A 21,204-nucleotide genomic window follows, 5' to 3' on the forward strand; every position below is an offset into this window, starting at 1 on the left:
GAGCGGCGGGTTGCGGCGGTTCGGGCGCCGGCTTCGGCGGTGGCGGCTTCGGCGCGGGTTTCGGCGGCGGGGGCGTGGGTGTGGGTTTCGGCGGTGCCGGGGTCGGCTTCGGGGCCGGCGGCGTCGGCTTCGGTGTGGGCTTGGGCGTCGGCTTCGGCGGGGGCGTGGGGCACGGCGGGGGAGGCGGCGGGCAGGGCCGGTGACCGCCGTGGTGACGGCCCTCCTGATGGCGGGGGTTGCCGTGACGTCCGCCACCATGGCCGCCCCACCGGACGCCGCCTCCGGCGGCGGCCACCAGGGTGGTGGAGCTGCCCCCGGCGCCGGAGTCGATCGTCGCGTAGGCGCAGCTATCGGCCACGGCGGGCACCGCGGACAGCGCTGCCCACAGCAGGACCGGTAACGCCAGTAAGTGCCTGGCACAGGCTCTGTTCACGCGGGGATCATGGGCCGGAGCGCGCTCGCGCACGCCGCGTGCGGCAGCGGTTCGCCCGAACGGGCGATGTTGTGTCGAGAGAGGTTTGAGCCAGAGATGCAGCGGTTCCGCTCCCGTGCCGTTCAAATCCCAAAAGGGATTTGTCGGTTTCGGCCAAACCGGGCGGCGGGGCGGGCGCCTGCCTTTGGTGTGTGACGAAGAACGGATCGCCAATTTCCGCTTTTGCTCGCCCCGTTGAGGAATGATCAGTACATTCGGCTCGGACACCCGTCCGACCGCAGATGACTACGGCTTGGAGACCTTGATGGAGCGCCCCGCCTGGGCCCCGCCAGGCATCGACATATCGGTGCCGAGCGTGTCGCGGATCTATGATTACTACCTGGGCGGCTCGCACAATTTCGAGGTCGACCGCCAGGCGGCCCGCAGGGCCATGGAATTCCTCCCCGGACTGCCCAAGATCATGCAGGCCAACCGGGCATTCATGCGCCGTGCCGTGCGGCACGCCGTCGCCGAGGGCGTCACCCAGTTCCTCGACATCGGCTCCGGCATTCCCACGTTCGGCAACGTCCACGAGATCGCCCAGGCGGAGACGGACCGCGCGCGCGTGGTCTACGTCGACCACGACCCCGTCGCCGTCGCCCACAGCCGGGCGGTACTGGCCGGTGACGACAACAGCGGGATCGCCGCGGCCGACCTGCGCAAGCCGCGGTCCGTGCTGAACAGCCCCGAGGCCGTGCGCCTGCTGGACTTCAGCCGCCCCGTCGCCCTGCTGCTCGTGGCGGTCCTGCACTTCCTGGAGGACGCCGACGAGCCGTACGCCGCCGTCGCCGAGCTGCGCGACGCGCTGGCCCCCGGGAGTCTGCTGATCCTCACCCACGCCTCCTACGAGGGCATCCCGGTCTCCCAGGAGACCGCCGGCGGCGCCGTCGGCGTCTACCGTGACATCCGCAACCCGCTCGTCATGCGCACCGGCACGGAGATCGCCCGCTTCTTCGACGGCTTCGAGATGGTCGAACCGGGCCTGGTCCCGATGCCGAGCTGGCGGCCGGACGGCACGGGCGACGTCGATCCCGCCGAGGATCCCTACGCTTTCTCCGGCTTCGCAGGAGTGGGACGCAAGGCGTGAGAATCCCGGCACAGACGGCGCAGACGCCACAGAAGGCACCGGCGGCCCAGGCGCCGGCGGCCGAGTCGCCGCCGGCGGACCTGGAGGACCGGATCGGGCGCTTCGCGACCATCTGGAGCCGCGCCATCTTCCCGGTCACCGCCACCTCGCTGACCCGGCCCGAGTTCGAGCGGCACCTGGTGCCGCTGGCCCGCACCCTGTGCGAGGCCCTGCACGCCCGGCCGTTCGACCCCGCCGTGGGCCAGCGGGTCGGCGGCGAACTCGTCGCCGTGCACTGCACCGACCCCGAGGCCCTCGCCGGCACGCTCGGCGTGGTCGACTCCTACCTGGTGCTCTACTGCGGGCCCGACGGCGCGGGCCCGGAGGACTCCGAGGACTACCGGGCCCGCTGTGCCCGCCTCCAGCACGGCATCGCGGCCGGGTTCGCCCGCGCCCTGCGCGATCGCACCCTGCGGGAGCAGGAGGCCATCGCGCGCTCCACGCTGACCGCGCGCACCGACGCCCAGGAGGCACTGCACGCCAGCGAGGAGCGTTTCCGCGCGGTCTTCGAGGGCGCCGCCGTCGGGATCGGCATCGCCGACCTCGAGGGCAACATCCTGGAGGTCAACGACGCGCTGCTGCAGATGTTCGGCGGGCTCGACGGCCACGTCCGGGGCCGCAACGTCAGCGAGTGGGGACACCCGGACGACGCCCCGAACGTCTGGCGGATGTACGGCGAGCTGGTGCGCGGCGAGCGTGAGCACTACCGGGCCGAGAAGCCGTACTACCGGCACGACGGCACCGTCCTGTGGACCAACCTGACGGTGTCGCTGCTGCGCGACGCGGACGGCCGCCCGCAGTATCAGCTGGCCCTGATGGAGGACACCACCGAACGGCGGCTGCTGAACCTCCGGCTGCGCTACGAGGCCACCCACGACGCGCTCACCGGCCTGCCCAACCGGACGCTGTTCTTCGAACGGCTGGAGAAGGCCATCGGCAGCGCCGCCCCCGTCGACCCCGGCTCCCGCTTCGGGCTGTGCTACCTGGACCTCGACGGCTTCAAGGCGGTCAACGACAGCCTCGGCCACTCGGCGGGGGACCGGCTGCTGGTGGAGGTCGCCGACCGGCTGCAGAGCTGCGCGACGGGCCCCGGTGAGGTCGTCGCCCGGCTCGGCGGCGACGAGTTCGTGGCCCTGACCACCGGCCCGGACACCGAAGACAAGGTGACCGAGCTGGCGATGCGCATCCTCGGCGCGCTCGCCGCACCGATCCGCCTGGAGGGCCGCGAGCTGACCGTGCGCGGCAGCATCGGCATCGTCGAGGGCCCGGCCGGCGAGCGCACCGCGGCCGAGGTGCTGCGCAGCGCCGACATCACCATGTACCGGGCCAAGGCGGCGGGCGGCAACCGCTTCGAGTTCGCCGACGCCGAGGCCGACGCCCGCGCGATCACCCGCCACGGGCTGACCAACGCGCTGCCCGGAGCCCTGGAACGCGGCGAGTTCTTCGTCGAGTACCAGCCCCTGGTCGACATGCACGACGGCAGCGTCTACGGCGCGGAGGCGCTGGTGCGCTGGTCCCACCCGCAGTACGGGGTGCTGGGCCCGGACCGCTTCATCCCGCTCGCCGAGCGGACCGGCCTGATCGTGCCGCTGGGCCGCTGGGTGCTGGAGGAGGCGGTCCGCCAGGCCCGCAACTGGCAGCGCGAGCACGGCGGCCCCCTGCGCATCAACGTCAACCTCTCCCCGATGCAGCTGCACCACCCCGGCCTGGTCGCGGACACGGTGGCGGTCCTGGAGAAGTCCGGTCTCGAACCGGGCTCCCTGTGCCTGGAGGTCACCGAGTCCGCGCTGATAGGCGCCGACGACGAACTCCTGGAACCGCTGCGCCGACTCGCCGCCCTGGGCGTGGACATCGCTCTCGACGACTTCGGCACCGGCTACTCCAACCTGGCCAACCTGCGCCGCCTGCCCGTCAGCGTGCTGAAACTGGACCGCTCCTTCACCCGCGGTATGCAGCAGCAGCCCGCCGACCCCGTGGACGTGAAGATCGTCGAGGGCATCGTGGCCCTGGCCCACAGTCTCGAACTCGCCGTCACGGTCGAGGGTGTGGAGACCGGGGCCCAGGCCGCCCAGCTGCGCGCCCTCGGCTGCGACACGGCTCAGGGCTGGTACTACGCCCGCCCCGGCGCCGCGGACCGCATCCACGCCCTGTCCCTCTCGGATTCCCCTTCCTAGGCCGGCAGGGCCGCGCCCGCGGTTCGGGCTCCCAGGCCGGCAGGGCGGAGCCCGTGCTTCGGGCCCGCTTCAGTCCAGCCCGGCCTCGACGCCCATGCCCGGTGTCGCCACCGCCGCCACCACGCGCTCCATCCGCGCGCTGGTGTGGGCCAGCAGGTGCGCCGCGGCCGGGAGGCGGTCGGCCTCGTAGGCCTCCAGGGAGGTCTCGCCGCCCAGGGCGCGGCCCAGGGCGGCGGCGTCCTCGATGCCGGTGTTCATGCCGAAGCCGCCGGCTATCGGGTGGACGTGCGCCGCGTCGCCGGCGAGGAAGGCACGGCCCTCGCGCATCCGGCCGGCCATCCGGACGTTGGCCCGCCAGGTCGACAGCCAGGTGGCGTCCGCCAGGCGGATGCCCGGCATCCGGGCATGGCGGTCGAACAGCCGCTGGAAACCCTCCGGCGACGGCGGCAGCGGACGGCCCTCGGCGTCGGCCTCGGGTGAGGCCTGGAGCTGGAAGGAGTCGGTGCCCGGTATCGGGCAGAGCAGCATGGCGTCGCCGTCGGAGGTGAACCACTGGTGCCAGTACTCCCGGCTCAGGCCGGGCGCCCGGACATCGCCGACCACCATGGACTGCTCGCCCCCGCCGTGCCCCTCGAAGGGGATGCCCAGCAGCTTGCGCACCGTGCTGCGCCCGCCGTCGCACCCGGCCAGGTACCCGGACCGCAGCGAGCGGCCGTCGGCCAGGGCCGTGCTCACCCCGTCCGGGTCCTGGCCGATCCCGGTGACCTCGGCCCCGAACTCGACCCGGACACCCAGCACGGCCAGCCGCTCGCGCAGCACCTCCTCCACCTGCCACTGGCCGATCAGACACAGGCCCTCGACGGGAGTGTCCGCGGCGTGCGCGCCGTCGAAGTACTTGCGCAGGACCAGGTGCGAGCGGCCGATCGCGGTGATCCGGTCGGCGACCCCGAACCGCTCGAACACCTCGAGGGCGCCCGGTCGCAGCGTCTTGCCGCGCGATTCCCGGTGCGGCGCCTCGCGGCGGTCCAGGACCCTCGGCCTCAGGCCCCGCAGGGCCAGGTCACAGGCGAGCGTCAGGCCGGTCGGTCCGGCGCCCACGATCACCACGTCGTCCACCGCGTCGTCCACCGCGTCGTGCAGTACGTCGTTCATGACGGACTCCCCCTCCTCGTCGGGCCGGCCCTCACCGGCCCGGTGCGATGCATCAAGGAGAGCACCCGCCGCCAGAAAAAGCAACCCGGTCACAAAATTAACCGGGGAACTAATTTCTGCTACGCTGGAGACAATGGAGACGACGAACACCCCGGGCCTGCGGGAGAGCAAGAAACTGCGTACCCGCCGCCACCTGGCCGCCACCGCGCTGGAGCTGTTCCTGGAGCACGGCTTCGACGCGGTCTCGGTGGCGGACGTCGCCGCCGCGGCGGAGGTCTCGAAGCCGACCCTGTTCCGGTACTTCCCCAGCAAGGAGGACCTGGTCCTGGACCGGTTCGCCGACCATCAGGACGAGGCCGCCCGGGTGGTGCGGGAGCGTCCGGCCGGACTGACCCCGGTCGGCGCCGTGCACGCGCACTACACGGCAGCGCTGGCCGCGCACGACCCCGCCACGGGGCTGTCGGACCTGCCCGACATCGTGGACTTCATGCGGCTGCTGTACGGCACCGACAGCCTGCGTGCCCGCGTGGCCCACTACACCGAGCGAGAGGTGGAGCTGCTCGCCGAGGTCCTGGAGGCGGAGGGCGTCCCCGCGTTCACCGCGCGCCTGTCCGCCGTGCACCTGGTGGCGGCCCGCCATGAGCTGGGTCTGGCGAACTGGGCCCGCATGGCCGCCGGTGCGAGTGCCGCCGAGGCCCTGCCGGACGCGCTCGCCGACGCCGACCGTGCCTTCGCCATGCTGGCCACCGGCCTCGACGGCGTCCTCCCGATACGCCCGTCCTGAATCCGTACGGTCGCCCGCCCGGTCGCCTGCCCGGCCGCCTGCCCGGCCGAGTCGCGGCGGCCCGGTGCCGCGGCGGCCCGGTGCCGGGGCGGCGACGAGCGCGTACGGCCGGCCCGCCCATGGGGGGCCATCAGGGGTCATGACGGGCCGTGAGGGGTGAGGGTGCAGGGCCGTCCCTCAGCCTCGCCCGTCCCCTCCTCCCCGCGCGTGCGGCGCGGGCTCCGAGTGCGTGATGTCGAGCAGCAGGTCGGCGGCGCGGGCGAGGACCTGGGCGCGGGTGCGGCCGCCGTGGTCGGCGGCGAGGAAGTGTGCGCCGATCGCCGCGCAGAACGCGAGAAGGCTGCGGGCTTCGATCTCGTCGGAGTCGGAGCAGAACGTGCCGATCATGTCCCGGAGCAGGGCCATGCGCTGGTTGTCGACCCGCCGCAGCCGTTCGGCGACCGCCGCATCGCGTCTCGCCCAGTCGCGGACCGCCAGGTCGATGGGGAGCAGGCGGTCGTCCGAGAGGGTGAGCGCGCCCGCGCGGCGGATCTTGGTCTTCGGGTCGCCGCCCTCCTCCTCGATGCGCTGGAGCACGTCGTCGGTGCTCTCCCGCTCCCAGGTGTCCAGCATTGCTTCGAGGAGCGCCTCGCGGTCGGCGAAGTAGCCGTAGAAACCGCCCTTGGTGACGCCCAGGCGTTTGGCCAGCGCTTCGATGCGGACGGCGTCCGGGCCGCCGTCGGACAGCGCCTGGAGCCCCTCCTCGATCCATCTCTCGCGCGGAGTGCGGGTTGCGCCCACAGTGTGTCCTGCCTCACCTCGCGGTCGTATATACGCAACCGTATATACAGCCTAGCCTCGTCCTATACGCCACCGTATATCGGATGCAGCGATGGAGTGATGGAATGAAGGTCCCTGACGCAGAGCACACCGGCCGGCCGTGGCGGATCCACGAACTCACCCGCGACTTCCGGCTGGAAGACGTGTGGGCCTTCCGTACCCCGGGTGCCGGCCCGGACGACTTCCCCGCGATGTGCGCCGCGATCGACGCGAACGGCAGGCCCGAGCAGCAGCCGGGGCTGTCCCGGTTCCTGTTCGCCGTGCGCCGCAGGCTCGGTGCGCTCCTCGGGTGGGACAAAGCCGAGGCGGGCGCCACGCTGCGGGTGCGCTCGCTGCGCGAGCGCCTGCCGCACGACCTCCGCGACGCCACCGACGGCGCGGTCGCCGACGGCGGCCCCTTCACCCCGGTCTACAGCCTGGGCGACGAATCGGCCGAAGAGCTGGCGAACAAGACCGTTCACGCGGTCATGCACCTCGGGTGGGTGCCGACCGACCGTGGTGAACACGAGCTGCGGATGGCGGTCCTGGTCAAACCCAATGGCCTGCGCGGACGGCTCTACCTGGCCGCCATCAGGCCGCTGCGCCACCTCATCGTCTATCCGGCACTGACCCGGCAGTGGGAACGCGCATGGCGTGAGCGCGACCTTCCGCGTCCGCCGGCCGCCGGCGAGGCCGAGCGTGGGGTCGGGCGCGCGGTCGCGCGCGCGGTCGGAACGCACGAGATCCCCCCGTCCGTCCTCGCGCTCGGTTCGTTGCCCGCCATCGACTACGCCGACCTGTTCACCCTCGCCACCGACGCGACCGCGACGCCGGAGCGGTGGGCCCGGGCGATGTTCGGAGACGTTCCCACCCCCGGCGAACGGCTGATCTGGCGCGGCCTGCTCGGCATGCGCCTCGGCCGGGGGCCGTCGCCGGACACCGTCGCCGGATGGCGGATCGCCGACCGCGGTGAGGACTGGATCCGCCTCGAGGCCGCCTCCTGGTTCCTGGCCGGCAACCTCCTCATCAGCACACCCCCGGGACGCGTGTCGCTGGCCACCTTCCTGCACTACCGCCGGCCCTTCGGCCGCGTCTGGTGGCCGCCGCTCGCCGCGGTCCACCGCAGCCTCGCCCCCGGACTCCTGCGCGACACCGAGACGGCCCTGCGAGCCGCCCGGCGATAGCCGGGCCCCGTTCGGAGGCCCGCGCCCCCCGCCACACCGTCGGCGACCCCGGGAGGGACCGGACCAGGCCGGACCACCAGGTGGGCGGAGGAGGCGGCGTGGGTCCCTACGACAGCGCGCTTCGTCTTCCAGCGGACGGCCTCTGACGATGTTCTCCTCCAAGGGGCCGGCCAAGGCAAGCCGAAACCCTGTGGAGCCCGCCTGCGTGGCGTGGAATGATCTTGGGCGACTGCTGACGGAAGGGAAGGTCAAAAGGTGTACGTCCCGTCATCTGCACGAGCTCTCGATGATGACGAGCGTGAGCTCGTGGAGCTGGCACGCCGCACCATAGACGCGCATACCGACGCCGGGCCCGACGAAGAGGGGATCCACACGGTGGGCGCCGCGGTCATGGCCGCCGACTACCGGATGTTCGCCGGCGTGAACCTCTACCACTTCACCGGCGGGCCCTGCGCCGAACTCGTGGCTCTGGGAGCTGCGCGGGCCCAGGGCGCCCGCCAGATGCGCTGCATCGTCGCCGTGGGAAACCACGGGCGCGGGGTCATCGGCCCCTGCGGGCGCGATCGGCAGGTCTTCGTGGACTACTACTCCACCATGCGCGTCATCGTGCCCACCCCCGCGGGGCTCAGGTCCGTGCTCGCCGCCGACCTGATGCCGCTGGCTCAGCGATGGACCCCGGAGGCGGGCATGAACGGACTCGACCCCTCGCTCTACCAGGACCCCGAGACGGCCGGTCCCCCGATCATTCGGTTCAACCCCCGCTACCTCGAAGTCGTCCGTTCCGGCGCCAAGACCAAGACCACCCGCTTCCGGGACCCGGCGCAGCTCGGCCCGGCACGGCTGGTGTTCGAAAGCGACCCGGAAGTCGTCCTGTCGGCAGAGGTGACCGGCATCAGGCACTGCTTGGTCAGTGACCTCACCGACCGGGACGCCCAAGCTGAGGGGCTGACGACCGCAGCCGAACTCCGGGAAGGCCTCAAGGGCCACTACCCAGATCTGGCGGGAACCGACGAAGTCGACGTCATCACCTTCCAGACCAACGACAAGAAGGGCGCCGCTTAATACTCCAGTGTGACTTCGTGGTCTACGCGCTGGGGGGCGGAGAGCCGCTGCCGGTCATGGCTGCGACGTGCCGAAGCTTGGTGGCTTCTGCGCCAGTTCGAACAGTTCAGGAGTGCCTTCAGGGCTGTGATCGGCGGGCTGAACAGTGCGCCGATCAGGCGGCGGACCTCCGGGACGGCCAGGTCGACCGGATCTCCGCTTCGGGCCGGGCGGTTCGGATCCGCACGTCTGGTCGGCCTCGCGTCGTCGACTGCCGCCTGGAAGCACTCTTCGATGCACCAGCGAGTGCCGGCGACGCGCACGAGCTCCGAGCGGCGGCACGATCCGGGGCGACCAGCACAGGTAGAAGGCGAGCTCGCCGGTGCTGGGATTGCGGCGAATCAGCAGGTGGCGGTGCACGTCAGTGCCGATGCAGCAGCCGCTGCATCGGACCGGGACGGCTATGGCCGGCGTGCTCCGCCAGCTGCCAGCAGTTCTTGCGCTCGGTCCCGGACAGCAATCCGAGCCATGGCCTGGTCGACGCTCGGGTTCTTGGACACGATCCGCCCGGCGCTCCACCACATCGGGGCCACCGCGAGGCCGGGATCGGCAGCGACCACCGCTGCCCAAACCGCTGCGGTGATGTCCTGGCCCTCACCGTCAGTTGTATCCGCGTGGTTCGTCGCCTGCCGTCTTGACCTGCTTGCGGTAGGCCCCCGGCGGCGACCCGAAGTGTCGTTTGAAGGCCTTGGCGAAGGCGAACTCCGATGTGTACCCCGTGTGTTGCGCGATTGTGCTCAGCGGGGCCGGCGACTGGTGCAGCAACCGCGCCGCGGTGGCCATCCGCCAGTTGGTCAGGTAGGTCAGCGGCGGCTCGCCGACCACCGAGGCGAAGCGGCGGGCGAACGCCGCGCGGGACAGCCCGGCGCGGGTGCCCAGCGACTCGACGGTCCAGGGATGGCCGGGATCGTCGTGGATCGCCTTCAGGGCCGGGGCGACTGCCGGGTCGGTCAGCGCGGCCGTCCAACCCCGGGTCCGCTCCTTCGGCAGGTCTGCGTACCACGACCGGAGGATGTACAGCAGCAGCAGATCGATGAGCGCCGTGACGACCGCGTCCGAGCCCGGCTGCGGCGCGTGGAACTCGGCGCACAGCTGATCGACCGCCGAGCGCAGCACCGGGTGGCGGCCCGGAACCGCGGGGAGGTGGATGACCTCCGGTAGATCGCTGAACAGCGGATGCGGGCGATCAACGTCGATCGCGTACGCGCCGCACACCAGCACCGTGTGCGGCCCCGGTCCGTCCACGGTGACCTGGCCGATCGGCGAGGAACGGTCCACGCGCTCCGGTACGAAGTCCACCGGATCGCGGCTCGGCACGTCGCACAGGGTGTGTCCGCTGCCGCGCTGCAGGAACACGATGTCGCCGGGTCCGAGCGCGAGCGGTGGGCCGTGCGGTGGCAGCAGGTGGCAGTGTCCTTCCACGACCACGTGGAATCCGGCTCCTGAGATGGGTTGGAACTTCAGGGCCCACGGGGCGTGCGCGTCGGTGCGAGTCACCATCGGGCGTCCCGTGCGCAGGACTTCGAGGGTGTCGCTCAGGATGTCCATAGCTCCACTCTAGTGCCTGCATGGCGAGACGATATGACAAGGAATCGAGATCTCAAGGCATTCACCGTCTCGATGTGGAGGCGTACGTTCTTGCCGTGGCAGTTGCCGAATCCCGGCACTGCATCGACGAAGGAACGGATCCCATGTCTCTGGCTGGCAAGAAGATCGTGATCATCGGTGGAACCTCCGGCATCGGCTTCGCGGTAGCCCAACAGGCCGCGGCGGCCGGCGCGGATGTCGTGGTCGCCTCCAGCAATCAGGACCGCGTGGACGCCGCGACGAAGCGGTTGGGCGAGCCGGCCGAAGGCCGCCGCCTGGACGTCGCCGACGGCAACGCCATCGCCGCGTTCTTCGAGCAGGTCGGGGAGTTCGACCACCTCGTCTACACCGCGGGCGAATCTCTGCTGATCAAGCCTTTGGTCGACACCACCCCGCAGGAGGCCAGGGCCGTCTTCGAGCGCCGGTTTTGGGGCGCGTTCCTCTCCGCCAAGTACGCTGCACCGCGACTGCGCGACGGCGGCTCGATCACTTTCAGCTCCGGCGTCCTCGCGATCCGCCCCCTGTCCGGAACCGCGCTCACGGCAGGTATCACCGGCGGCATCGAGGCCCTGTCGCGGGCACTCGCCGTCGAACTCGCCCCTCTGCGGGTCAACGTGATCCAGCCCGGTGTGATCCGCACCGAGCTGTGGGACGGCAGTGTCGCGGACCCGGAGGCTTTCCTCCAGGGCGCCGGGTCCGAGCTGCTCACGCGGCGTGTCGGTACTGCCGAGGAAGCCGCGGCGGCCTATCTCTTCGTCTTGTCCAACGCCTACGTCACCGGCACCACGCTCGCGATAGACGGCGGCGCGGCACTGGTGTGAGATCACGAAGTCACACGGGAGTATTGAGCCGCGGATGCGCCAACGACGGCTGGGCCGCGAGGTGACGACGAGCACTCAGGAAACCGAGATCACCCCGCTGCCCTTCGGCTCACCTCGGCTGGACCACGCATATTGATGGCGGGGGGACTCAGCCCACCAGGATCCGCTTCAGCTCGCGCGCCGCCCGGGGCGGGGCCACGTCCGTGCGGTGGGCCAGGGCGATCGTGCGGCGCAGCGGTGAGCCCGCCAGCGCCGTCGCGCGCAGCCCTGGGCCCGCCGTGTCCACCACCATCGCCGGGACCACTGCCAGCCCCAGGCCCGCCCGGACGAAGCCGAGCACGGCGTCCATCTCGCCGCCCTCCACCGTGAACGCCGGCTCGAAGCCCTCCGCGCGGCACGCCGCCACCGTCAGTTCCCGCAGGTCGTAGCCGTGCCGGAACATCACCATCGGCTCGTCCCGCAGCCCCCGGATGCTCAGCGGCCCGCCGCCGCCCGGCGGTGGCAGCTCCGCCGAGGACACCACCACCAGGTCCTCCGTCAGCAGCTCCACCGTGGTCAGCGCGGGCGCCGCCGGCGGCAGCGGGAGCGCGATCAGCGCCAGGTCCAGCGCCCCGCGCGCCAGCTCCCGTACGAGGTCCAGCGAACCGCTCTCCTCGATCAGCAGCTCCACCCCGGGATGAGCCGTGTGGAAGGCGCGCAGGACGTCCGGCAGCAGGCCCGTGCACACGCTCGGCGTCGCCCCCAGCCGCACCCGGCCCCGCCGCAGCTGCGCCAGCTCCTGCACCTCCAGCCGCGCCGTGTCCGCGTCCGCCAGGATCCGGCGGGCCAGGGGCAGCAGCGCCTCGCCCGCGTCCGTCAGCCCCACGTTCCCCCGGGCCCGGCTGAACAGCTCCGCCCCCAGCTCCCGCTCCAGCGCCTTGATCTGCTGCGACAGCGACGGCTGCGCCACATGCACCCGCTCCGCGGCCCGGGTGAAGTGCCGGGTCTCGGCGACGGCCACGAAGTACACGAGCTGCTGGAACTGCATTCCCCCAGGCTAGCGCCCTTCATAGGCCATGCCTATCAAGATGAGCTCCACCATGTCTTGGACCTTTCAGGACCTGCGTACCTACCGTTTTCCGCATGGCTCTGGCAACGCGGACGGGCCGACGGCCGTCCATCACGCGCACGCTCTGGGACTCCACCGTCGGCAAGAAGACCGTGATGGCGGTGTCCGGGCTGATCATGCTCGCGTACCTCGTCGTGCACATGCTCGGCAACCTGAAGGTCTTCTTCGGCCCCGAGGACTTCAACGGCTACGCCCACTGGCTGCGGCACATGGGCGAACCGTTCCTGCACAGTCACTGGGGGCTGTGGCTGGCCCGCATCGTCCTGCTCACCGCGGTCGTCGCCCACGCCGTCTCCGCCTACCAGCTCAGCCGCCGCGACATCAGGGCCCGCCCGGTCAAGTACGCCCACAAGCGCCGCCGGGCCAGCTACGCCACCCGCACCATGCGCTGGGGCGGGATCATCGTCGGCCTGTTCATCGTCTGGCACGTGCTCGACCTCACCACGCTCACCGTCAACGAGCGGGCCTGGGAAGGGCATCCGTACGAGAACGTCCTCGCGACCTTCTCCACCTGGTACGGCAACACCATCTACATCGTGGCGATGGTGGCCGTCGGCCTGCACGTCCGGCACGGCTTCTGGAGCGCCGCCCAGACCCTCGGCGCCGGCAACGCCCGCCGCGACAAGGCCCTCAAGGCCGTGGCCAACGCGCTGGCCCTGATCCTCTTCGCGGGCTTCGTCTCCGTCCCCGTCGCCGTCATGACCGGAATCGTGAGCTGACCATGAACCAGTACGCCCACTACACCACCGGCGACCCGATCGCCGACACCAAGGCCCCCGCGGGCCCCATCGCCGAGCGCTGGGACCGCCGCCGCTTCGAGGCCAAGCTCGTCAACCCCGCCAACCGGCGCGGCCACACCGTCATCGTCGTCGGTACCGGCCTCGCCGGCGGCGCGGCCGGCGCCACCCTCGCCGAACAGGGCTACCACGTGGTCCAGTTCTGCTACTCCGACTCCCCGCGCCGCGCGCACTCCATCGCCGCCCAGGGCGGCATCAACGCGGCCAAGAACTACCGCAACGACGGCGACTCCGTCCACCGCCTGTTCTACGACACCGTCAAGGGCGGCGACTTCCGGGCCCGCGAGTCCAACGTGCACCGCCTCGCCCAGATCTCCGTCGAGATCATCGACCAGTGCGTGGCGCAGGGCGTCCCCTTCGCCCGCGAGTACGGCGGCCTGCTGGACACCCGTTCCTTCGGCGGCGTCCAGGTCTCCCGCACCTTCTACGCCCGCGGCCAGACCGGCCAGCAGCTGCTGCTGGGCGCCTACCAGGCCCTGTCGCGCCAGATAGCCGCCGGCAACGTCGAGATGCACGCCCGCACCGAGATGCTCGACCTGATCGTCGTCGACGGCCGCGCCCGCGGCATCGTCGCCCGCGACCTGATCACGGGGGAGATCTCCACGTACTTCGCCGACGCGGTGGTCCTGGCCAGCGGCGGCTACGGGAACGTCTTCTACCTCTCCACCAACGCCATGAACTCCAACGCCACCGCCGTCTGGCGGGCCCACCGGCGCGGCGCGTACTTCGGCAACCCGTGCTTCACCCAGATCCACCCCACGTGCATCCCGCGCACCGGCGACCACCAGTCCAAGCTCACCCTGATGAGCGAGTCCCTGCGCAACGACGGCCGGATCTGGGTCCCCCGGGCCAAGGGCGACACCCGCCCGCCGGCCCGGATCCCCGAGGACGAGCGCGACTACTACCTGGAGCGCATCTACCCCTCCTTCGGCAACCTGGTGCCCCGCGACATCGCCTCCCGCGCCGCCAAGAACGTCTGCGACGAGGGCCGCGGCATCGGCCCCGCCGGCCAGGGGGTCTACCTGGACTTCGCCGACGCCATCCGCCGCCTGGGCAAGGCCAAGGTCGCCGAGAAGTACGGCAACCTGTTCGAGATGTACGAGCGGATCACGGCGGAGGACCCGTACGAGGTCCCCATGCGGATCTACCCGGCCGTGCACTACACGATGGGCGGGCTGTGGGTCGACTACGACCTCCAGACCACCGTGCCCGGCCTGTTCGCGATCGGCGAGGCCAACTTCTCCGACCACGGCGCCAACCGCCTCGGTGCCTCCGCCCTCATGCAGGGCCTCGCCGACGGCTACTTCGTCCTGCCCTCCACCATCAACGACTACCTCGCCCGCAACCCGCACGCCGAAGCGGTCGACGCCACCCACCCCGAGGCCGTCTCCGCCGTCCGCGAGACCACCGGCCGCATCGAGCGGCTGCTCGCCGGCGACGGCGACCGCACCCCCGACTCCTTCCACCGCGAGATCGGCGAACTGATGTGGGAGTACTGCGGGATGGCCCGCAACGCCGAGGGCCTGCGCAAGGCACTCGACCGCATCCCGCAGATCCGCGAGGAGTTCTGGCGCCGGATCAAGGTCCCCGGCAGCGGCGCCGAGTTCAACCAGTCGCTGGAGAAGGCCAACCGCGTCGTCGACTACCTCGAACTCGCCGAGCTGATGTGCCTCGACGCGCTGCACCGCACCGAATCCTGCGGCGGCCACTTCCGGGAGGAGTCCCAGACCCCCGACGGCGAGGCCGCCCGCCGGGACGACGTCTTCTCCTACGCCGCGGCCTGGGAGTTCCGCGGCACCGGCACCGCCCCCGTCCTGCACCGCGAAGACCTCGTCTTCGAGTACGTCCACCCCACCCAGCGGAGCTACGCATGAAGCTCACCCTGCGCGTCTGGCGCCAGCGGAACGCCGACGCCCCCGGCGCCATGGCCACCTACGAGGTCGACGGCATCTCGGAGGACATGTCCTTCCTGGAGATGCTCGACACCCTCAACGAGGACCTCATCCTGCGCGGCGAGGAACCCGTCGCCTTCGACCACGACTGCCGCGAGGGCATCTGCGGCGCGTGCAGCCTCGTCATCAACGGCGACGCGCACGGCCCCGAGCGCACCACCACCTGCCAGCTGCACATGCGCTCCTTCGCCGACGGCGACACCATCGACGTCGAACCGTGGCGGGCCGCCGCCTTCCCCGTCGTCAAGGACCTCGTCGTCGACCGCGGCGCGTTCGACCGGATCATCCAGGCCGGCGGCTACATCACCGCCCCCACCGGATCGGCGCCCGAGGCGCACGCCACCGCCGTCCCCAAGGCCGACGCGGACTACGCCTTCGAGCACGCCGAGTGCATCGGCTGCGGCGCGTGCGTGGCGGCCTGTCCCAACGGCTCGGCGATGCTGTTCACCTCCGCCAAGGTCAACCACCTCAATGTGCTGCCGCAGGGCTCGCCCGAACGCGAGACCCGCGTCCTGGACATGGTGGCCCAGATGGACGACGAGGGCTTCGGCGGCTGCACCCTGACCGGCGAATGCGCGACCGCCTGCCCCAAGGGCATCCCGCTGCCGTCGATCGCCGCCATGAACAAGGAGTGGCTGCGTGCCACCCGCAAGGTCGGGCGCTGATCCGATCGGCTGACCAGCGGCTCGTACGACGTGCCGCACCCCGGCGGGGCCGGGAGCGTGGGCGACAGTGACCCCATGCCCCATGGACCCGCCGGGCCCGGACCACGGCGCCGTACCGTGCTCGCCGCCCTCGCCCCGCTGGCGCTGGCCGCCGGCTGCGCCGCCGACGAGGACGGGAGCCGTCCGGCGCCGGGCCCGCGGGCGACCGCCGTCAAGGACGCGCTGATCATGGTGATCCGGCACGCGGAGCACCCGTACGCCGGGGACGTCGGCGCGGACGAGGAGGGCGAGGACGACCCCGGCTCCCTCGCCCTGCGGGGCTGGCGCCGGGCCGAGGTCCTGCCCCGGCTCTTCTCGCCCGCCCGCGCCGCCGCCCTGCCCCGGCCCGCCACGCTCTTCGCGGCCGGCGGCCCCGCCCGCTCCCGCCAGACGGTGGCCGCCCTGGCCGAGGCGCTGCGCCTGCCGGTACGCACGGACCTGGCCGTGGGCAAGGAGAAGGCCCTCGCGCACGCCGCCGTGGCCGCCGTGGCACCGGTCCTGATCTGCTGGGAGCACGCCGGCATCCCGCGCCTGGTCCACGCCCTCGGCGCGGACGGCGTCCTCGGCGTCCCCTCGGGCTGGCCGGACCGCCACGACCTGGTGTGGACGTTCACGCGCAGCCAGGGGCGGTGGGCCTTCCGGGAACACCCGCAGCGCCTGCTGCCCGGCGACGCGTAGCGGCTATCGGGCGATCAGCGCAGCGCCGCCGCCAGGTAGCCGGCCGTGCGGCTGCCCGCCGTGCGGGCCACCGCCTCCGGGGGACCGGCGGCCACCACCCTGCCGCCCTCGGCGCCACCGCCCGGCCCCAGGTCGATGACCCAGTCGGCGCCCGCGACCACGTCCATGTCGTGCTCGACGACCACCACCGAGTGCCCGGCGTCCACCAGCCCGTGCAACCGCCCCAGCAGGACCTCCACGTCGGCCGGGTGCAGTCCGGTCGTCGGCTCGTCCAGCAGGTACAGGGTGTGGTCGCGACGGATCCGCTGCAGCTCCGTCGCCAGCTTGATGCGCTGCGCCTCGCCGCCCGACAGCTCCGTCGCGGGCTGGCCCAGCCGCAGGTAGCCCAGCCCGATGTCCTCCAGCGCCCGCAGGCTGCGGGCCGCCGCCGGGACACCGGCGAAGAACGCGCCCGCCGCCTCCACCGTCAGGCCCAGGACCTCGGCGATGTTCAGACCCTCGTGCCGGACCTCGAGCGTCTCCTCGTTGTAGCGCGCGCCCGCGCACGCCGGGCACGGCGCGTACGTGCTGGGCAGGAACATCAGCTCCACCGACACGAACCCCTCGCCCTGGCAGGTCTCGCACCGACCGCCCGCCACGTTGAACGAGAACCGGCCCGCCTTCCAGCCGCGCGCCCGCGCCTGCGGGGCCGCCGTGAACAGCCGGCGCACCACGTCGAACAGCCCGGTGTACGTCGCCAGGTTGGACCGCGGGGTCCGCCCGATCGGTTTCTGGTCGACCTCCACCAGCCGCCGTACGGGGAAGTCCGCCTCCCCGGTCCGCTCGCCCACCTCCCGCGCCAGCGCCTGCCCCACCAGCGTGGACTTGCCCGAGCCCGACACCCCCGTCACCGCCGTGAACACCCCCAGCGGGAACTCGGCGTCGAGCCCGCGCAGGTTGTTGCGCGTGACACCGGTCAGCCGGACCGAGCCCGTCGCCGGGCGCGGCGCCCGCCGCGCCCGGGCCGGACGGCCGAAGAGGAAGCGGGCCGTCGCCGACTCCGCCCGTCCGGCCAGTGCCCGCGGCGGCCCGCTGTGCAGCACCTGCCCGCCGTGCTCCCCGGCCAGCGGGCCGACGTCCACCAGCCAGTCCGCGTGCCGCACCACGTCCAGGTGGTGCTCGACCACGAACACCGTGTTCCCGGCCGCCTTCAGCCGGTCCAGTACGCGCAGCAGCGCCTCCGTGTCGGCCGGGTGCAGCCCCGCCGACGGCTCGTCCAGGACGTAGACCACCCCGAACAGTCCCGACCGCAGCTGCGTCGCCAGCCGCAGCCGCTGCAGCTCGCCCGCCGACAGGGTCGGCGCGGTCCGGTCCAGGCTCAGGTACCCCAGGCCCAGCTCGGTCACCGGCGCGATCCGCGAGCGCAGGTCCGCGGTGAGCACCCGGGCCGCCTCCGCCCCGCCCGGCGCCCGCTCCAGTACGGCGTCCAGCTCGGTCAGCGGCAGCGCCGCCAGCTCCGCGATCGTGTGCCCCGCGAAGGTCACGGCCAGCGCCTCCGCCCGCAGCCGGCGACCGGCGCACACCGGGCACGGCGCGGTCGTCAGGAACCGCTCGGCGCGCGCCCGCAGCGCCGGACTCCTGCTGTCGGCGAACGTGCGCATCACATAGCGGTGCGCGCTCATATAGGTGCCCTGGTAAGGGCGTTGGATCCGGTCCGCGTCCCGTACCGGATGCACCGTCACCACCGGCTGCTCCTCGGTGAACAGGATCCACCGGCGGTCCTCGGCCGGCAGCTCCCGCCACGGCCGGTCCACGTCGTGGCCCAGCGCGTCGAGGATGTCCCGCAGGTTCTTGCCCTGCCAGGCCCCGGGCCAGGCGGCGACGGCCCCCTGACGGATCGACAGTGCGGGGTCGGGCACCAGGAGTTCCTCAGCGGTGTGGTGCGTCCGGCCCATCCCCTGGCACGAAGGGCACGCCCCGGCCGTCGTATTGGGTGAGAAGGCGTCGGAGTCCAGGCGCGGCGCGCCCGGCGGGTACGTCCCGGCCCGCGAGTACAGCATCCGCAGCGAGTTGGACAGCATGGTGACCGTCCCGACCGAGGACCGTGACCCCGGCGCCGAGCGCCGCTGCTCCAGCGACACCGCCGGCGGCAGCCCGCTGACCTCGTCCACCTTCGGCGCCCCGACCTGGTGGATCAGCCGGCGGGCGTACGGCGCCACCGATTCGAAGTACCGGCGCTGTGCCTCGGCGTACAGCGTGCCGAAGGCGAGCGAGCTCTTGCCCGACCCGGAGACACCGGTGAACACGGTCAGCGCGTCGCGCGGGATGTCCACGTCGACCCCGCGCAGATTGTGCTCCCGGGCCCCTCGGACGCGGATCCAGGGATCGACGGCGGGATGCGGCGGTGGCGACTGGTGCATTCGCCCCAGTTTAGGGGGTGGGCGGGAGCGGGCAGACGCAGCCCGGGACGATACCGGGGACGACGACGGGGGAGGGGCGGAGGAGAGCGGTCATGGACACGCGGGCGCTGGTCGGACGGCTGCTGGACGGGTACGGGCGCACCCATGCGCAGGAGGCCGGGATCCGGCTGCGCGACACGCCGGCGCCGCTCTACCAGCTGCTCACCCTGTGCGTGCTGTTCTCCGTCCGGATCCGCGCCGACCTCGCGGTGGCGGCGGCCCGCGAGCTGTTCGCGGCGGGCCTGCGCACCCCCCGCGCGATGGCGGCGTCCTCCTGGCAGGACCGGGTGGATGCACTGGGCCGCGCCCACTACGTGCGCTACGACGAGAGCACGTCCACGGCCCTGGGCAGGGGCGCCGAGCTGCTCCTGGACCGGTACGGCGGCGATCTGCGGCGGCTGCGCGCGGCGGCCGGCGGGGATCCGGACCGGGTGCGGGAGCTGCTGCGCGAGGTGCCCCGGATCGGCCCGGTCGGTGCGGGGATCTTCTGCCGTGAGGTCCAGGGGCTGTGGCCCGAGCTGCGCCCGGCCTTCGACGCCCGCGCCTGCGACGGCGCGGCCGGCCTCGGCCTGCCCCGGACCCCGCGCGGCCTGGCCCGGCTGGTCGACGACGCCGAGCTGCCCCGGCTGGCGGCCGCGCTGGTCCGGGTCGAGCTGGCCGGGCCCGATGCCGCGGCCGGGCTCAGGGGCGGCGGCGGCCGGTAGGGCCGGACCTGGCGGGGCGGCGGCCGGCAGGGCCGGGGGCTCACGGGCGCGGGGCGGGACCGCCTGGCCCGGCGGGGTGCGTGAGGCGCACGAGGCGGGCGAGGCGCGTGAAGGAGTCCAGCAGCGCCGCCCGGTCGTACGTGGAGGTCGTCACCAGCAGTTCGTCCGCCCCGGTGACCTCGGCGACCCGGGCCAGCTCGGCCGCCACCTCCTCCTCGGTGCCGTGGACATGACCGGCGAGGGCGCCCTCGTACAGCTCCCGCTCCTTCGCGGTCATCGCCAGCCGTTCGACCTCCTCGGCCGGCAGCAGCGGCGGGAAGCTGCCGTGCGTCCGGGAGTACGCCAGCGACCACGCCTCCGGTACCAGGATCCGCCGGGCCGCCTCGGTCGTCGCCGCGACCGCGACCGTCCCCGAGACCACGACGTACGGCTCGTCGGCCCACGTCGAGGGCCGGAACTCCTCCCGGTAGGCCGCCACGATCCCGGCGACCCGGCCGCGCCCGCGCAGGTCGCCCACCACCAGGGGCAGCCCGGCCCGCGCCGCGATGCCCGCGCCCTCGCCGGTGGCCAGCACGAACGCCGGGACGCGCAGCCCCTCGGCCGGGTGGGCGTGCACCTGCGGATGGGCCCGCTGCGTGCCGTCCAGCCAGCCCAGCAGCTCGGCCAGCTGCTCCTCGAACCGGTCGGCGTCCCCGGTGTCCCGGCCCAGGGCCCGCCGGATGCCGCCGGTGAAGCCGACGGAGCGGCCCAGCCCCATGTCGATCCGGCCGGGGAAGAGCGACTCCAGTACGCCGAACTGCTCGGCGACCACCAGCGGCTGGTGGTTGGGCAGCATCACCCCGCCCGTGCCGACCCGGATCCGCCGGGTGGCCGCGGCGACGGCGGCGGCCAGCACGGTGGGCGCCGAGCCGGCCACACCGGGCACGCTGTGGTGCTCCGAGACCCAGAAACGGTGGTAGCCGAGCTCCTCGGCGCGGCGGGCCAGGTCCACCGTGTCCCGCAGGGCCCGGGGAGCGTCGTATCCCTGCCGGGTACGGGACCGGTCGAGTATCGAGAGTCGCTGGATCACACAGGTGTCAACGCGGCACGGCGGCCGGGATTCCCCCGCCTACCCTGACACGCATGAGCGAGAGCAGGAACCGGCCGCCGCTGGCGGTCTTCGACATCGACAACACCCTGGCCGACACCGCGCACCGCCAGCACTTCCTGGAGCGCCGGCCCCGGGACTGGAACGGCTTCTTCGGGGCCGCCCCGGCGGACCCGCCGCTCGCCCGCGGCACCGCGCTCGCTCTGGAGAGCGCCGGGGAGTGCGAGGTCGTCTACCTGACGGGGCGGCCGGAGCGGTGCCGGGCGGACACCCTGGAGTGGCTCACCCGGCACGGACTGCCCGAGGGGCGGGTGTGGATGCGCGGTGACCGGGACCGGCGCCCGGCCAGGACCACCAAGCTGGAGGTGCTGCGGCGGCTCGCCCGGGACCGCGACGTGCGGATGCTGGTGGACGACGACGAGCTGGTGGTCCGGGCCGCGCGGGCCGAGGGATTCACGGCGGTGCTCGCCGACTGGGCCGCCGAGGCGCCGGAGCTGACGGCGGCCCAGGAGCAGGAGGGCCGCACCTGAGCCGTCG

Annotated in this window: 18 protein-coding genes and 1 pseudogene; 12 read left to right on the forward strand and 7 right to left on the reverse strand. The window is 72.8% G+C overall.

Translation table 11 applies throughout. The annotated features are described in order from the left end of the window. Positions 1 to 737: 737 nt before the first annotated feature. Together ACZ6KO_RS04690 and ACZ6KO_RS04695 are read left to right on the forward strand one after the other, a co-directional pair. Positions 738 to 1,559 (forward strand): SAM-dependent methyltransferase, encoded by an 822-nt coding sequence (locus ACZ6KO_RS04690; RefSeq protein WP_469299928.1) that lies wholly within the window; start codon positions 738 to 740, stop codon positions 1,557 to 1,559. A gap of 80 nt (positions 1,560 to 1,639) precedes the next feature. Further along, positions 1,640 to 3,772, forward strand: coding sequence for a putative bifunctional diguanylate cyclase/phosphodiesterase (locus ACZ6KO_RS04695; protein ID WP_469301543.1), 2,133 nt, complete (start codon positions 1,640 to 1,642; stop codon positions 3,770 to 3,772). 69 nt (positions 3,773 to 3,841) lie between these two features. Here ACZ6KO_RS04695 and ACZ6KO_RS04700 read toward each other — a convergent pair whose 3' ends face one another. Beyond that, the gene (locus ACZ6KO_RS04700; protein ID WP_469299930.1) at positions 3,842 to 4,924 is read right to left on the reverse strand and encodes an FAD-dependent monooxygenase; all 1,083 of its coding nucleotides are present in this window, start codon (positions 4,922 to 4,924) and stop codon (positions 3,842 to 3,844) included. 133 nt (positions 4,925 to 5,057) lie between these two features. On the opposite strand from ACZ6KO_RS04700, the gene ACZ6KO_RS04705 reads away from it, so the two are divergent. Then, a complete protein-coding gene (locus tag ACZ6KO_RS04705) occupies positions 5,058 to 5,708 on the forward strand; it encodes a TetR/AcrR family transcriptional regulator (RefSeq protein WP_469299932.1) in 651 nt (216 codons plus the stop codon). 177 nt (positions 5,709 to 5,885) lie between these two features. On the opposite strand, the gene ACZ6KO_RS04710 is transcribed toward ACZ6KO_RS04705, so the two are convergent. Next, on the reverse strand, positions 5,886 to 6,488 hold the full coding sequence (locus ACZ6KO_RS04710) for a TetR/AcrR family transcriptional regulator (protein WP_469299934.1): 603 nt from the start codon (positions 6,486 to 6,488) through the stop codon (positions 5,886 to 5,888). A 104-nt stretch (positions 6,489 to 6,592) separates the two neighbouring features. Here ACZ6KO_RS04710 and ACZ6KO_RS04715 point away from each other — a divergent pair, with 104 nt between their 5' ends. Together ACZ6KO_RS04715 and ACZ6KO_RS04720 are read left to right on the forward strand one after the other, a co-directional pair. Beyond that, positions 6,593 to 7,690 (forward strand): DUF2867 domain-containing protein, encoded by a 1,098-nt coding sequence (locus ACZ6KO_RS04715; RefSeq protein ID WP_469299936.1) that lies wholly within the window; start codon positions 6,593 to 6,595, stop codon positions 7,688 to 7,690. Between the two features lie 306 nt (positions 7,691 to 7,996). After that, entirely contained in the window at positions 7,997 to 8,752 is a 756-nt protein-coding gene (locus ACZ6KO_RS04720; RefSeq protein ID WP_469299938.1) for an ASCH domain-containing protein, read from the forward strand. Here the strand turns inward: ACZ6KO_RS04720 and ACZ6KO_RS04725 are convergent. Continuing rightward, a pseudogene (locus tag ACZ6KO_RS04725) lies at positions 8,749 to 9,148 on the reverse strand (IS701 family transposase); the annotation flags it as partial. The gene ACZ6KO_RS04720 and the pseudogene ACZ6KO_RS04725 sit on opposite strands and share 4 nt — an antisense overlap. A gap of 243 nt (positions 9,149 to 9,391) precedes the next feature. Beyond that, positions 9,392 to 10,339 carry an AraC family transcriptional regulator gene (locus tag ACZ6KO_RS04730; RefSeq protein WP_469299940.1) on the reverse strand — a complete coding sequence of 316 codons (948 nt, stop codon included), beginning with the start codon at positions 10,337 to 10,339 and terminating at the stop codon, positions 9,392 to 9,394. Between the two features lie 95 nt (positions 10,340 to 10,434). On the opposite strand from ACZ6KO_RS04730, the gene ACZ6KO_RS04735 reads away from it, so the two are divergent. Next, a complete protein-coding gene (locus ACZ6KO_RS04735) occupies positions 10,435 to 11,199 on the forward strand; it encodes an SDR family oxidoreductase (RefSeq protein WP_469299942.1) in 765 nt (254 codons plus the stop codon). A gap of 148 nt (positions 11,200 to 11,347) precedes the next feature. Here ACZ6KO_RS04735 and ACZ6KO_RS04740 read toward each other — a convergent pair whose 3' ends face one another. Next, the gene (locus ACZ6KO_RS04740) at positions 11,348 to 12,226 is read right to left on the reverse strand and encodes a LysR family transcriptional regulator (protein ID WP_401442620.1); all 879 of its coding nucleotides are present in this window, start codon (positions 12,224 to 12,226) and stop codon (positions 11,348 to 11,350) included. A gap of 95 nt (positions 12,227 to 12,321) precedes the next feature. On the opposite strand from ACZ6KO_RS04740, the gene ACZ6KO_RS04745 reads away from it, so the two are divergent. The 4 genes from ACZ6KO_RS04745 (at position 12,322) to ACZ6KO_RS04760 (ending at position 16,438) form a co-directional block, all read left to right on the forward strand. Further along, positions 12,322 to 13,026, forward strand: coding sequence for a succinate dehydrogenase (locus ACZ6KO_RS04745; protein ID WP_469299945.1), 705 nt, complete (start codon positions 12,322 to 12,324; stop codon positions 13,024 to 13,026). A 2-nt stretch (positions 13,027 to 13,028) separates the two neighbouring features. Continuing rightward, a complete protein-coding gene (locus ACZ6KO_RS04750) occupies positions 13,029 to 14,978 on the forward strand; it encodes a fumarate reductase/succinate dehydrogenase flavoprotein subunit (RefSeq protein ID WP_469299947.1) in 1,950 nt (649 codons plus the stop codon). Then, positions 14,975 to 15,721: a succinate dehydrogenase/fumarate reductase iron-sulfur subunit gene (locus ACZ6KO_RS04755; RefSeq protein ID WP_469299949.1), complete on the forward strand. Its 747-nt coding sequence runs from the start codon at positions 14,975 to 14,977 to the stop codon at positions 15,719 to 15,721. The genes ACZ6KO_RS04750 and ACZ6KO_RS04755 overlap by 4 nt, the downstream gene beginning before the upstream one ends. A gap of 75 nt (positions 15,722 to 15,796) precedes the next feature. Further along, positions 15,797 to 16,438, forward strand: coding sequence for a hypothetical protein (locus ACZ6KO_RS04760; protein ID WP_469299950.1), 642 nt, complete (start codon positions 15,797 to 15,799; stop codon positions 16,436 to 16,438). 14 nt (positions 16,439 to 16,452) lie between these two features. Here the strand turns inward: ACZ6KO_RS04760 and ACZ6KO_RS04765 are convergent, their stop codons facing one another. Then, entirely contained in the window at positions 16,453 to 18,837 is a 2,385-nt protein-coding gene (locus tag ACZ6KO_RS04765; RefSeq protein WP_469299952.1) for an excinuclease ABC subunit UvrA, read from the reverse strand. Between the two features lie 92 nt (positions 18,838 to 18,929). On the opposite strand from ACZ6KO_RS04765, the gene ACZ6KO_RS04770 reads away from it, so the two are divergent. After that, entirely contained in the window at positions 18,930 to 19,580 is a 651-nt protein-coding gene (locus ACZ6KO_RS04770) for an endonuclease (protein WP_469299954.1), read from the forward strand. Between the two features lie 40 nt (positions 19,581 to 19,620). On the opposite strand, the gene ACZ6KO_RS04775 is transcribed toward ACZ6KO_RS04770, so the two are convergent. Then, entirely contained in the window at positions 19,621 to 20,649 is a 1,029-nt protein-coding gene (locus tag ACZ6KO_RS04775; protein ID WP_469299956.1) for an MsnO8 family LLM class oxidoreductase, read from the reverse strand. 53 nt (positions 20,650 to 20,702) lie between these two features. Here ACZ6KO_RS04775 and ACZ6KO_RS04780 point away from each other — a divergent pair, with 53 nt between their 5' ends. Then, the gene (locus ACZ6KO_RS04780) at positions 20,703 to 21,197 is read left to right on the forward strand and encodes a phosphatase domain-containing protein (RefSeq protein ID WP_469299958.1); all 495 of its coding nucleotides are present in this window, start codon (positions 20,703 to 20,705) and stop codon (positions 21,195 to 21,197) included. Positions 21,198 to 21,204 lie beyond the last annotated feature (7 nt).

It is taken from the genome of Streptomyces sp. NPDC042102 (assembly GCF_055582305.1).